Here is a 13,251-nt window from a genome sequence, read left to right on the forward strand (position 1 = left end):
GGGAAATGTCGCGAGGCGACTACTGGACGACTCCGACCCCGACCCGGGCGGGCGTGCTCCTGGCCCTGCGGGACGAGACGGATCAGCTGCTCCTGGTGCGGAAGCAGTATCTGATCGACGAGGGTGCTGAGCACACCTGGGGCCTGGTGGGGGGTTCGATGATCGAGGCCGCCCACGACCGGCGGGAGGCGGCGCAGGCGCGGGCCGTCGAGCGGATCGGTATCTCCGTCAAGCTCGGGCGCATGGTCCTCATTGACGAGGTGCCGGCCGGGCGCTACGCGCGTGGGTTCAACTTCCTGTATGACGTGCCCTCTCGGTTGTCGAGGGACGCGCCGATCAAACTCGGGGATGGGCTCGTGGACTACCGGTTCGTGCCACGCGCCGACTTCGACAAGTACATGAACCCCCACGGGGTCCGGCGTGCCCACGCGGCGCTGGACGCGATCATCCTGGGCCACACCCTGGACCTGTACAAGGGGTACCGGGCTGATGATCTGCCACGGAACGCGGAGGAGAGCGCGTGAGCGAACAGGCAGCTCCCTTGCGCGAGATGGACGTGCCGAACGACACCGTCGTCAAGATCATCTCGTGGAACGTCGAGCACGGGGTCAAGCTCGCCCAAGCCTGCGACTGGCTGGCCCAGCAGCGGCCCGACATCGTGCTCTGGCAGGAGATGCAACCCGGGGACCTGGACAAGGTCGCACTGCGCCTGAACATGCTCGGCTACGCGGCGGCCGAACCCCCGGCCGTGCGCGAGGTAGCCGAGGGGATGCTGCCCGGAGCCTCGCGCAACGCGAACGCGATCCTCCTGCGGAAGAACGGCCCGTTCGTCGTGCAGGACCAATTCGACCACAGTTGGATGCCGTGGCACCCGGCGGCGAACATCACGGTGAAGATGCGGGAGGAGCGGTCGGGGGCGCTCAGTCAGAAGTCGCTCGCGCTGGTCTCGCACCACCTGTGCTACTTCTCGGCGGCGGTGCAGCGAGTCGAGGCCGACTGGTTCAGCACCTTCGCCAACAAGGGGCTGCTGACCGTCATCGGCATGGACCGTAACTCCTTCGAGCCCGGCCAGGGGCCCGACTGGGACGAGTTCGAGAGGACCGACGCCCAGGCCGACGTCGTCTTCCGGCTGAACCGCACCTTCGACACTGGCGACGGCACCCGGGTCACCAACGACTACCCGGTGCGCGTGCTGAACCAGCTGCGCTACATCGATGTCTGCCACTTCGCCGCGGACAAGCTCGGCATGAACGACGCGGCCGGCATCACCGCAGGCTGGGGCAAGCCGCACCAGTACGGGTCGCGGCGCATCGACGGCATCACCGTCAGCCCGTCCCTCGCGGCGCTGACCATCAGCGCGTGGGTCGCCGACACAGAGGAGCTGCGCCGCACCTCCGACCACCTGCCCACCGTGTGGACTGTAAGCAAGCCGGTGCTGTGGCTGGAGATGAACGCCAACTAGTTTCCCCCGACAACTGCTCGGTCGGCGGGGGTGGCCCCTACATGGTGGGGCCAAGCCGTCCTGGTGTTCTCCATGGGATACCGGGACGGCCTTCCAGATTTCCTTCGCAGAATTCCATACCACCTGAGCCAATCGGCACCAGCAGAGAGCAGAAGATGCCTGACTTGTCGGACGAGGCCGCCAACGACAACGACTCGGCCATGGATCTGGACCGCCTCTGGGAGCGCGTACGCGACAAGCACGCGCAGTTGAAGGGGTATTCCGACGATGCGCCGGACTTCATGAACCTCCTGCTGCTCTACCTGCAGCAGGACATGGGTGACGCGGCGCTCAACATGTTGAAACTGCGCAAGATGCGCGTGGGCCGAAAGGGGCACGCCACCAAGGAGCTCCGGGCGGCGCTGGTCTCGGTGGCGCAGATGGCCCTGGTGGCACTGCTGGAGTCGGCCGAGGAGGAGGCGCCGGAGGTGTTCCGCTCGGAACTGCGGCTCTGATCTAAGGGCCAGCTCCTAAGCGGCTGCACGATCGTCGCCGCCGTCTCCGGCCGCGCGCTCCGGTGCCCGCAGCGGCACCGACCATCAACAAACCAGCACCACAACCGACTTGCACCTGATCAGCGCACCCAAGAAGGGACCTAACCGTGAATCGGCACTTACCCCGTCGCGAGCGTCTGCTCACGTCAACTCGGCCCTTGCCTGACCTCGATGTCGTGGCGGCGCGCGGGCCCTGGCTCCACCTCGCGGACGGCCGCCGGATCTTCGACGGATCGAGCGGACTCCTCTGCGTGAACGTCGGCCAGGGCAGCGCCCGGGTCTTCTCCCGTATCAAGAAGCAGTTCTCCCTCGCCACGTTCGCCGGTGCCGCCGTCGTACGGCCCCACATTCAGCTGGAGCTGATGGAGCGCCTGTGCCACGCCGTGGGGCGTCCGGAAGACTCCGTCGCGCTGGTCACCTGCGGCACGCTTGGCGTGGAGATCGCCATCGGCCTGGCACGCAACATCGCCAGGGTGCGCGGCGGGAAGCGGCGCGCGGACATCCTGACCAACGACCTCTGTTACCACGGGATGAGCGCGCTCACCCTCGCGCTCGCCGGCAACCATGCCCGGCGCCCCCGCCCGGAGGACGCACTCGGCCTCGGCCCGGCCTTCGCCGCGCCCTACCCGCCTACTCACCCCCACGACCAGGCATGGTGCGACGCGTCGTGCGCCGACGCCGTGGCGCGGGCGATCGACGTCCGGGGCGCGGAGAACGTCGCCGCCGTCCTGATCGAGCCCGTCAACGGGAGCACGGGCGGCGCCTACGTGCCTCCGGACGGATACCTGCGCCGCGTGTCGGAGATCTGCCGGGAGCGGGACGTCCTCGTCATCCACGACGAGGTGCTGACCGGGCTGTGGCGCACCGGCACGCCCCTGGCCAGCAACCACTGGGCCGGCGCCGAGCCGGACCTTGTCATCCTCTCCAAGGGGCTGGGCGCCGGGTACACCAGCGTGGCCGCGGTGCTGGTGTCTCCCGAGATCGCACCGCTCATCAGGCACGAGGACGCCGACCCGCTGCCCGCGATGGGCACCATGGCCACCCACCCGCTCCAGGCGGCGGCGTGCCTCGGTGTCCTGGACGAGCTGGAGTCGATCGACCACACCGCCTTCCGGGCTCGCGGACAGGTGCTCGGCGCGCGCCTGCGGGCCCTGACCGACCTGCCGGGCGTGCGGGACGTCCGGGGCCTTGGCCACCTGTACAGCGTGGAACTGGCGCCCGGTCTCCTCTGGCCGCTGATGGCGGCGTGCGAGCAACGCGGCGCGTTCTTCTACCCGTTCACCGGAGCCGGCGACCCGCGCAGCGAGGGCCTGGTCGTCGCCCCCGCGCTGACCTCGACCGACGAGGACCTCGACTACCTGTCCACAGCGCTCACCGATGCGGTGACCGCCCTGGACCGAAACGGCTAGGCCGTACCACGCACCGGCCGACACCCGATCATTCAAGGAGGACCACCATGTTCTTGCCCCACCCCGTGCTCGACTCCATGACGTCCGAGCAGGTCCGCGCGTGGGACGCGCACTTCTCCCCGGAGGCCAGTGGGCAGCGCCGCCCGGCCGTCGAGGAGGGCATCTGGCGGCGGACCCAGGACCCGGCCAACGCGGAGCAGTCCGGCTGGACGCAGGACGAGGACGGCCGCCGCCGCGTCGTGCACTACCAGCTTCACTACGGAGTCGACCGGACCCAGCCGATGGACCGCCTGGTGCTGGAGGAGCTGTACCTGCACGTGTCGTGGCTCGCCCCGGCCGGCGAGATCGCCGAACACCAGAGCGACCTGGAGCGATGGCTTGCCGAGGGCCAGTGGAAGCCGACCGGCGACGAGGCCGGGTCCTGGCGCCACGGCGACCTGTACGCCACGATCACTGAGCACACCCACCACCCGCAGGACGAGCGGGCCGGACGGGACACCCCCGATGGGTTCGCCTCGCTCGACGTCACGATCAACTCCGTGGACTTCGCCCTCACCCGGGCCGCGCGCAACCTGCCCTGGGACGTGCTGGCCGGGGGGATGCGCGTCAAGGAGGAGCGCGGCAAGCCGGCCTACGCCGCCGACCTGTCCGGCCTGCTGGAGTACCTGCCGTTCGTCGTGGAGGCCGGATGCGGGACCAGCATCGAGGCGGGCGTCCCGCCGCTGCACTGGCTGCACGAGGTCTATCGGGTCACCGCCCGAACGGGCAACGACCTCACCCAGGGCTTCAAGTTCACGCTCTCCCCGGTCTCCGACCTCCTGGTCAAGGAGATGCTGACGGACCCGGTCAGCAAGGTGGACGACATGGTGTTCATGTTCCGCCGCCTGCTCCTGGCAGAGCCGACCAGCGCGCACCGCGCGTTGAAGGCCCTTCACGACGCCGGGCACATGACCGGCCCGGTGGCGACCCACAACTTCGACAGGTTGTTCGCGCGGGCCGGGCTGCCGGAGGCGTACATGCGCCGCTACGACCAGAAGACGCCCCACATGCCGTTCCCCGAGGACGCCAAGGCGGTGCTCGTGATCGGTCTGCACGCCGACCGACGCAAGGTCCAGGCCCGTGCCCGCGAACTCGGCCTGAAGATCTTCTACCTCGACACCGAAGGCGTCGAGGAGAACGGGGTCCACAAGCCCTACCTCATCGAGGGCGCCCGCGAGGGCGACGTCATCGTGCGGTCCGAGGCCACCCCCGCCCTGCTCCACCTGGCTGAACTCCTCAACGTGAACATCTGAGCGAACTCGGGCCCACCACAAGCCCGTTCCCACAGCGATAGCGTCAGGGGGCGCGCCGAGAACGGTGTGCCCCCGACCAGACAAGGACCCTGCAATGCGCGTTTCCGTGATCGGCTGCGGTCACCTCGGTATCCCGCACGCGGCGGCGATGGCCGAACTCGGCCACGAGGTCATCGGCGTGGACGTCGATCAGGCCAAGGTCAACCAGCTCAACGGCGGCCAATGCCCCATCTACGAGACCGGCCTGCCCGAGCTGCTCGCCCGTCACACCGCGAGCGGACGACTGCGGTTCACCACCGACATCGGCGAGGCCGCCGCCTTCGCCGAGCTGCACTTCGTCGGCGTCGGAACCCCCATCGACGCCGACGGCCGCTCCTACGACACCGCACAGGTCTACGGAGCAATCCGCCAACTCGCCCCCCACCTCGACCGAGCCTGCACGATCGTCGGGAAGAGCACCGTCACCGTCGGCACCACCGCCAAGGTCACCGCCCTCGCGCAGCGACTGGCCCCGGCGGGTACGGCCGTCGAGGTCGTGTGGAACCCGGAATTCCTGCGCGAGGGACACGCGGTGGAGGACACCCTGCGGCCGGACCGCATCATCGCCGGGGTCACCACCACGGAGGGAGAGAAGGCCATCCGCGCCGTCTACGCCCCCATCCTGGACGCCGGTGTCCCCATCTTCATCTGCGACCCGCAGACCGCCGAGCTTGCCAAGGGGGCAGCGAACAGCTTCCTCGGCCTGAAGATCAGTTACATCAACGCGGTCGCGGACATGTGCGAGGCGGCCGGAGGCGACATCTCCCAGATCGTGCAGATCCTGGGCATCGACCCCCGGATCGGCAGCGGCGGCATGCGACCCGGCATCGGCTACGGCGGCGGCTGCCTCCCCAAGGACGTCCGCGCCTTCACCGCCTCAGCCCGGCAGCTCGGCGCCGGACAGGCCGCAACCCTCCTGCTAGCCGCCGAACAGGTCAACGAGTCCCGCACCGGCGTGGCCATGGGCCTCATCACCCGCGCCCTGGGCGACCACCCCGTCAAGGGAGCCCGGATCACCGTGTGGGGCGCCGCATTCAAGCCCGGTACCAACGACGTCCGCGAGAGTCCGGCGCTCGCCCTCGCGCAGGCCCTCCAGCAGGCCGGCGGCACCGTCACCGTCCACGACCCGCAGGCCGTGGCCACGGCCACGATCCGTAACCCCGAGTTCGACTACACCTCCGACCTGCCCGCCTCTCTCGACGGCGCAGACCTCGTCGTTCTGGCCACAGAGTGGCCCGAGTACCAGCAGGCCAACCCTCAGACGCTTGTTGGCCGTCCCGCAACCCCGCTGCTCGTGGATTGCCGGACCGTACTCGACCCCGAGCCCTGGCGGGCGACGGGCTGGACGGTCCACCAGCTCGGACGGCCCGGGAAATAGGTCACCGCCCCCATACCGCCTCCGGCTCATGTACGAGCTGAGCCGGAGGCAGGCACGGGGGCGGCCCGGCCACGTTGTTGCCCAGCTCTCCGGCTCGTTCAGCGGGCCGAAGAGCGCGGCGTCCACCTGTGCCGTTCGATCGCGGAAGAAGACCTGCCCGTGAAGAGTCAGCAATCCCCCTGTCGTGCCCGCATACCCGGCGACCGGAACACCCGCATCGTCGTCCTCGACCATGGGCGCGTCCTGCAAGAAGGCACTTTCGACCAGCTCGCCAACACCCCGGGGCGTGTTCGCCGACCTGCGCGCCCTCCAGGCGGATCGTGGCAGCGACGTTCCCTACCAGCGCCAGGACACCACCACGCGGTGGGTGCCGCACCGCCAACTCGCACGAGGAGCAACAGTATGACGATCGACACCGACGCCGCGAGCGCCCAGGCCCGCGCGGACGGCATCGAGAAGCTGGCCGCCGCCGTCTTGGTGTCCGACACAGACGGCAGGGTGCTGTTGCTCCGCCGGGCCAAGGAAGAAGCCTTCTCTGGCTGGTGGGAGTATCCCAGCGGCGGCCTAGAGCCCGGCGAGGACATCCGCGACGGCGCCGCCCGGGAACTCCGTGAGGAGGCCGGACTGACCGGCCTGGACCTCGCCTATGCAATGCACATCGACTACACCAACCAACCGGGACGCACGAGTCGTCAGTTCGTGTTCACCGCCACAGTGCCGGCCGGGACCGCAGTGGTCCTGTCCGCCGAGCACGACGAGCAGATCTGGACCTACGCCGACCAGCTGCCGCCGCAAGTCAGCGACGGCGGGCGGTCCGTGGTGCGCCAGATCGCCCCGCCCAACCCGATCACCGGGTGGGTGCCGCTCCCCCAGTACCTGACGAGGATTCCCCATGGCCCGGCCTACGGGGCGCTGTTCTGCACCACCACCGAGGGTGCCCCGGTGCTGCTACGCGCCGCCGACCCAGCTCTCGGACTCCAATTTCCTGGCGGGGACATGGAGTTTCACGACGCGACTCCGCTGCACACTGCCGTACGGGAGTGCTTCGAAGAAACCGGTATCCGGCTCGCCCCAGACCCCAAGCTGCACCCGCTCCTCACCTCGATCTTCCGGAGCCCGGCCGACGGCTGGCCGATGAAGTTCGGATTCGTCCACAAGGGCCCCCAGCTGTCCCCGGCGCAGATCGACGCGATCAAGCTCGACCCGCGGGAGCACAGCGAAGTCGTCATCGGCACAGCCGCCGAGTACAGCAGTGACTGCGACCGGGACAAGCTGATCCGGTCGGCCCTGCGAGCGCTGCGCACCGGTATGCAGGAGTACATCGTCCTGGGTTCGGCATGACCTAGCCCCGCGCCTTCGGCTGCTGGCGGCCTCTCGCCTGCCTGCGCCGTCAGCGCCGCAACCGGACTGCCCCTGTGCTGAACATCGTCACCAGGGCCGTCGCCACGGTCAGCGCTGCCTCGGCGGCTTCCTGGAGTACGGGGACCTCGCGCGGACCGCCGGCGTGCCGGTCGCTGTGCCCCTCCCACAGTGCGGTGAGCATCGCGACCACCGCATCGGTGGTGCCCGCTGTCCCGGACTTGTCCGTCAGCACGTACTCGTACTTCGTCTTTGCGTCCTTGATGTGGGCTCGGACCATGCCGAGTGTGGGCACCTGGTTGAGCGGCAGGAACATCGGGCACGCCACGGCCTCTACCGCGCGGATCAGGTCCACATAGGCGCCGCTCGGGTCGGGGCGCACTGCGAACAGCTTGTCGCGTGCCCGCTCCAGGTGCCGCCGAGCCTTCGGGTAGCCGCCGTCTTGGGCCGCATCCGATGCCAGAGCGAGTGCCTCGCCGAGACCAGCCTCCATCCTCCGTGTGAGGCCGCGCTGGTTCGGGGCGACCTCGTATACCGACCGTGATTCGGCGAGCAGTCGGTTTAGTGGCTCGATGATCCGCCTCGTTCGCCGCGCATCGGGGTTGAGGAAGGCTGTCACCGGCCACGTCTCGGGTGACAACGGCTCCCGACACAGCGCGAACAGCAGGTCGTCTACGACATCCCAGAGGAGCTCATGGTCCGTTCCGTATGCCAAGAAGCGCGCGAACGGGTTCGGTGGCATGGGCACGGGCAGTCGGGGGGCGACGTATGTGTTGTCTCCCCGCGCCGCTTTGCCTGCCTCCCACTGGGCGCTGAGCTCTGCCTGCTTCGACTGCCGCTCCTGTAGCTGCTGCTGGTACGTGTCGGCGTACTTCTTGGGCAGTGTGAGGTCCAGCCGGATCAGCAAATGCTGTGCTTCTTCCGGGTCCTGAGCCGCTGTCTCGTAGATCCAGGCGCGGAGCGCAGGGTCAAGGGACGCGGGCACTCCCTCCACCAGCGCAGGCACTGGGGCCGCGCCCATGCGAACCGACAGTCGCTGCCGGGTAGGTGAACTCATGGCGTGACGATAGCCCCAGAACCGACATGTCACCCCTGATTTCCCCTTGCTGCCGACGCTGCCCTGCGCAGGGCGTTAAGGCACAGTCACCGGAGGGAGCATTGCTCAGGCTGCTGAGCGGCCTGCTGCCGGCATCCCTACGACAGCGGTTCGGCCAGAGGAGGTTCAGGTACATCGTGTAGGTGCGGAGCTTCCGCCCCCGCGTGGTTGGTGTAAGAGGACACGGGCTGTCGCCCCCGGGCCGGTCCCGGTAGCTCGTCAGCGTGGGACCGATGGGCGTTCGGCCGGCTTCGCCCCGCAATCTCGCCTCGAAGGCCAGCTTCGCGGTGAGCTGCGCCGTTGGCGGTCGTGCGTGCAATGACAGCCTCTGCGCGGAGACCCTTGGCGCCTCGGTTGTCCTTCTCCTGAGCGCGTCGCAGGAGAGCAGTCATCTCTTGCTCGGGCATGTTCGCTTCGGTCATCACGGCCTCGAATTCATCGGCGGGGCCTGCGGTCTCGGCCAGTTCGCGGAGTTGGTTGTTCAACTGCTCCAGTTCACGTCCGGCCCCTTCCTGCCCGCCAAGCAGTGCGTCACGGTCGGCTTCGACTGCCCGCCGGGCGTCCCCGCGCAGCACCGGCCGACCGAATCGACCAGTGGCGGTCAGCTGCCGCTGGAGCCCTTCAAGGCGTTCCTCGAAGCCGCACAGATCAGCGGTCCGTTCCGCGACAACACCGCTCAGCGCTCGAACTTCACGGATCGTCGTAGCCCGGTGGTCGACGTCCTGGAGTCGACGGCTGAGGGCGAGCGTATTCGGGCCGACTCCTGCGGCGGCTTGCTGTTCGGCATGGTCGGCTGCGACCTCTGCCTTCTCGGCCGCCGTCTTTGTGGCGCGCGCGGCTGTGGCAGCCTTGCGCGCGGCGTCGCGTAGGGCCTGGGTGCTGAGGTGGGCGTACGGACGGGCGGCCGTCTGCCCGTTGTCCGGAGCGGTGAACGGCGCCGCCGACCGCTTGGTGGAACCCGAAGCGCGTCGTTGCTCGACCTTGGGCGTGTCCTCGATGTCTTCCGCCTCGTGGGCGTTGCCCGTGCCGGGAGCGCGCGGGGTCGGCAGGTCGGCGACCACGTCCCGGACGTGGGCGGGGATGGCGGACTGCGGGAGTTCGGTGAGGATCATGCGTTCCTCGGTGCCGCTCTCGACCTCGCGGATCAGGCCCGCGACGGCGCGGTCAAGCTGCTCCTGGTCGGTGAGCGCTTCGCCTGCGCGAGCACGGTCCGCGTCGGTCTCGTAGACGGACAGCGGGAGGAAGAGGTGAGTCTCCTTCTTGTCGCGGCTCATCATCGTGTAGAGGGCGTTGGCTTGCGCGCCGGGGCCGTAGACCAGGGCTTCCTGGACGCTCAGGCCCTGGGACTTGTGGCCGGTGATGGCGTAACCGAGGCCGAGTCCGCCCTGTGCGATGTAATCGGTATCGACCCACTCGGCGACGTCGCGGTGGCCCTCGGCGGTCTTCTCGCGCCACTCGACCAGGACCCGGCGTGCCTCGTCCACGGCCCGCACGATTCCGCGGTAGCCGTTCAGGACGTCTTCGTTCTCGCCCCGGCTGCGCTTGCTCCGGTAGTCGTTGGCTCGCAGGAGTACCTGGTCGCCGATGGACAGCGCGAGTTCGCCGCCGCCGGGCAGGGCGAAGAGATGTTCCGGGCCGGTGAGGGCACCGGCGGCCTTCCGCAGGGCGCGGGCGCCGAGATTCAGCTCTTCCACGATCTCGTTGGTGGAGGCGAGCATGAGGAGCTGCTGCACGGCGGTGTGGTCGTCGGTGTGCGCGGCGCGCTTGTCGGCCCAGATGGTGAGCATCGCGGCGAGGGTCGCGTCCTTGTCGGCGAGAGCGTGCACGCGGCCGGTCCCGGCGAAGGCGCGGAGTGCTTCCATGCGGTTGTCGTCGCGCCACAGTGCCAGTGCCCGACGCTCGATCGCGTCCTTCTGCCGGAAGTTCTCGGTGAGTTCGAGTCCACCCACGATGTGGTGGACGGCGGCGAAGGAGCCGCCGATGCCGGGCGAGTGCAGTTGCTTGGGGTCGCCGATGCCGATGACCTTCGTGCGGGTCGTCGCGGCGTGGGCGAGGAGTTCGGCGATGTCGCGGTCGTCGCACATCGCCGCCTCGTCCACGACTAGCACGTCAACGCCTGTGAGACCGGGGCCGCCGTTGCGGATGCCGGTGAGCCAGGAGGCGAGGGTGCGGGAGCCGATGCCCGCCTCTGCTTTGAGGTTGGCGGCGGCGACGGCGGCGGTGCTCGCCCCGGCGATGATGAGCCCGTTGGCCTCCCACGCCTGCCGGGCGCTGTCCATGATCGTGGTCTTACCCGATCCGGCGATGCCCACGACTGCGTCGATTCCGTGGCCTGCGGTCAGCAGCCGTTCGAGGACCGCGCGCTGCTCGCCCGAGAACGCGAAGGTGCCGCCGTGCTGGGCTTCGACGGCGGACAGGGTCATGGCGACGGTGTCGTGGCTGACTACGGCCGCGTGCTCGTTGAGGCGGTTCGTGGCCTCGGAGATGATGAGCGTTTCGGCGGCGACCACGTCGGCCGTGGTGTAGCGGTCGGCGTGGGTGAAGTGCTGGGCGCCCTTCGGGTTCAGCTTGACCGCGTACCCGGCGTGCCGCAGGACGGAGTTGGTGAGCTGTTCGGCTTCGTCGGCGTCCGCGACTCCGTACGGGAGGGCGTCCAGGACGGCGGCGATGGCGGCGGCGTGGGTGAACTCCTTGGCGTGGCTGGTCAAGCCGGTCTTCGGATCGAAGACCTGGGCGCACAGCTTGTCCAGGCTGGGGTTCTGGTCTGCCCGGTCCTGCTCCATGGCGCTGGCCGCGATGGCGTCGGGGTCATCACCGGCGGCCTGGCCTTCGGCCTGCCAGTAGGCGCGCAGGACGTCGTCCTCGACGCCGGCGGCTTCGCCGTTCTTCGCGGCCTTGGACACGGCGGAGGCTGCGGTGCGTTCGCGGGTGGTGGCGCTGTCGTAGTCGATGCCGAGCTTGGTCAGCAGGTCGCGCACCTGGTTGTCGCGCTTGCTGAACAGGCGGATCGTGGCTTCGGGGATCGCGGCGATCTCCCACGCGCCGGTGCGCTCCTCGCGGCGGAAGGTGATGCCGAAACCATCGGTCAGCTCCCTGCGGATGCGGGCGTTCATGAGGGACTGGGTCGCGCGGGCGTGGCGGTTGAGGTCGCGGCCGCCGCTGGCGACGGTGGACCACTGGCCGTCGGCGCCCTTGGCCATGTTGGCGATGGTGAAGTGCAGGTGGAAGTGGGGGTCGCCGAACGGGGCGCCGTCGACGGGCCGGGCGGCGCGGTGCACCATCATCCAGCCGGAGAAGCCGCTGGTCTTCACGGTCTCTGACTCGACGCCGTCACCGTTGTGTCCGCGCATGCCGTAGGCGGTCCACCGTTCCAGAGCGCTGATGGACTCACGGCCGGCGGACGTGTAGATGGCTTCGACCTGGGCGGCCATCTCGTCGGGCGCGTAGGCGAGGAACGCGGACTTGGACTTCGGGAGGTCGAGAGTGACGTCGGCTCCACGGTTGCCGACCTGCACGCGTCCTTCGAGGAGGGCGGCCTTGATCTCCTCGGCGTCCCACACGTTCTCGGGCGCGATTCCTGCGGCCTTGGCCATGGCGACCGCTTCGCGAACGTCCATGGGCAGGTCACGGAGGCGTCGTTCGCCCTCGCGCGCGGCCTGGGCGTACCGGCGCTTCATGGACGCTGCGGTGAACAGGTCGGCGGGCCTCTGCCCGGTTTCGGTGGCACGGGCTTCGACGGCGCGCAGGAGTGCGCGGGCGTCGAGGCGCCCACCCGCCTCGGCGGCGACGGCCTTCTGCAGGGTGGCTTCGCCATACAGGGCGACGGCGTCGATGCCGACGGCGTCGGCGAGCTTGAGCAGGGTGGAGGCCGGGGCGCGGTGCGATTCGCCGAACCGCTGGAGCTGGTTCTCCATCCGGCGGAAGGCGTCCTTCTTCCGCTTGGAGTCCAGCAGGCTGGCGGGGCTGACGCTGCGTTCGGCGGCGGCGCGGCGGATGGCGCGGACCAGCGGGGCGGCGGGCAGCTTCGCGGCCGGGGCGATGGCGACCTTGGGTTCCACCAGGGTCTGGCCGGTGCGGGGGTCCTCGCCGTGCATGAGGCGTCGGGCCGCCTGGAACTGCTGGGGCGCGAGGATGTTGCCGGGCGTGATGCCGAACTCGGTGAGGCCGCCGCCGATCCACACGAGGGGGCGTTCGCTGGCGTCGAGGTGGTAGTCCACCTGCCCATCGCCGACAGGTCGGGGAAGAGCCTGATCACCGTACAGGTCGCGGGCGTTGAGGCCGGCTGCGGCGGCGACTTCGACGGCGTCGAACCCGGTGAACCGCGCGTTCTTGGCGTTGCGCAGTTGGGTGCGGGCCCGGAAGAAAGTCTTCTTGGCCTCGGTGGGGCCGAGCAGAGCGGCGACGGTACTACCGGCTTCTGCTGCCTTGGCCTCGATCGCGGCGACGAGGGGGGCGGCGTCGACCAGGACGGTTTTCCCGCATCCGTGGCCGCCAGTGAGGCGGTACTCAACCTGCTCGTCGCTCGGGCCGATCATGGTCACCCACGCCATCGGCCCGCTCACCCCCCGCGCTCATCCGGTCAGATCCGGTCTGTCCCGTCTCATTGATCATGTCACGAAGGCATGCTGTGACCTGGGTTCTGACAGGTCTGGCTGAGACTCGTCTCGTGGGTGATGTGCTGGG

At 69.3% G+C, this 13,251-nt stretch carries 9 protein-coding genes; 7 read left to right on the top strand and 2 right to left on the bottom strand.

Annotation, left to right across the window (positions count from 1 at the left end; genetic code table 11):
- The first annotated feature begins 5 nt into the window (after window positions 1-5).
- From BG452_RS01670 to BG452_RS01700, 7 genes are all read left to right on the top strand, one after another.
- Entirely contained in the window at window positions 6-524 is a 519-nt protein-coding gene (locus BG452_RS01670) for an NUDIX domain-containing protein (protein ID WP_188302302.1), read from the top strand.
- On the top strand, window positions 521-1,462 hold the full coding sequence (locus BG452_RS01675; protein ID WP_188302303.1) for an endonuclease/exonuclease/phosphatase family protein: 942 nt from the start codon (window positions 521-523) through the stop codon (window positions 1,460-1,462). Before BG452_RS01670 ends, BG452_RS01675 begins: the two co-directional genes overlap by 4 nt.
- A gap of 155 nt (window positions 1,463-1,617) precedes the next feature.
- Window positions 1,618-1,956, top strand: a complete 339-nt coding sequence (locus BG452_RS01680) for a hypothetical protein (RefSeq protein WP_188302304.1) — start codon at window positions 1,618-1,620, stop codon at window positions 1,954-1,956.
- 197 nt (window positions 1,957-2,153) lie between these two features.
- On the top strand, window positions 2,154-3,404 hold the full coding sequence (locus BG452_RS01685) for an aminotransferase class III-fold pyridoxal phosphate-dependent enzyme (RefSeq protein WP_188302305.1): 1,251 nt from the start codon (window positions 2,154-2,156) through the stop codon (window positions 3,402-3,404).
- Between the two features lie 47 nt (window positions 3,405-3,451).
- Window positions 3,452-4,696: a hypothetical protein gene (locus tag BG452_RS01690; protein ID WP_188302306.1), complete on the top strand. Its 1,245-nt coding sequence runs from the start codon at window positions 3,452-3,454 to the stop codon at window positions 4,694-4,696.
- A 94-nt stretch (window positions 4,697-4,790) separates the two neighbouring features.
- On the top strand, window positions 4,791-6,113 hold the full coding sequence (locus BG452_RS01695; protein ID WP_188302307.1) for a UDP-glucose dehydrogenase family protein: 1,323 nt from the start codon (window positions 4,791-4,793) through the stop codon (window positions 6,111-6,113).
- Window positions 6,114-6,515: 402 nt separating this feature from the next.
- Window positions 6,516-7,454, top strand: coding sequence for an NUDIX hydrolase (locus BG452_RS01700; protein WP_188302308.1), 939 nt, complete (start codon window positions 6,516-6,518; stop codon window positions 7,452-7,454).
- 49 nt (window positions 7,455-7,503) lie between these two features.
- On the opposite strand, the gene BG452_RS01705 is transcribed toward BG452_RS01700, so the two are convergent.
- Together BG452_RS01705 and mobF are read right to left on the bottom strand one after the other, a co-directional pair.
- Window positions 7,504-8,529, bottom strand: coding sequence for a hypothetical protein (locus tag BG452_RS01705; RefSeq protein WP_188302309.1), 1,026 nt, complete (start codon window positions 8,527-8,529; stop codon window positions 7,504-7,506).
- A gap of 137 nt (window positions 8,530-8,666) precedes the next feature.
- Window positions 8,667-13,118, bottom strand: a complete 4,452-nt coding sequence (gene mobF / locus BG452_RS01710) for a MobF family relaxase (RefSeq protein ID WP_223241609.1) — start codon at window positions 13,116-13,118, stop codon at window positions 8,667-8,669.
- Window positions 13,119-13,251 lie beyond the last annotated feature (133 nt).

The sequence above is a fragment of the Streptomyces sp. CBMA123 genome, assembly GCF_014596465.1.
Classification (GTDB): domain Bacteria; phylum Actinomycetota; class Actinomycetes; order Streptomycetales; family Streptomycetaceae; genus Kitasatospora.

Coding starts and splice junctions, on each gene's coding strand:
- BG452_RS01670 (WP_188302302.1), top strand. CDS start 6: ATGTCGCGAGGCGACTACTGGACGACTCCGACCCCGACCCGGGCGGGC.
- BG452_RS01680 (WP_188302304.1), top strand. CDS start 1,618: ATGCCTGACTTGTCGGACGAGGCCGCCAACGACAACGACTCGGCCATG.
- BG452_RS01690 (WP_188302306.1), top strand. CDS start 3,452: ATGTTCTTGCCCCACCCCGTGCTCGACTCCATGACGTCCGAGCAGGTC.
- BG452_RS01695 (WP_188302307.1), top strand. CDS start 4,791: ATGCGCGTTTCCGTGATCGGCTGCGGTCACCTCGGTATCCCGCACGCG.
- BG452_RS01700 (WP_188302308.1), top strand. CDS start 6,516: ATGACGATCGACACCGACGCCGCGAGCGCCCAGGCCCGCGCGGACGGC.
- BG452_RS01705 (WP_188302309.1), bottom strand. CDS start 8,529: ATGAGTTCACCTACCCGGCAGCGACTGTCGGTTCGCATGGGCGCGGCC.
- mobF (WP_223241609.1), bottom strand. CDS start 13,118: ATGGCGTGGGTGACCATGATCGGCCCGAGCGACGAGCAGGTTGAGTAC.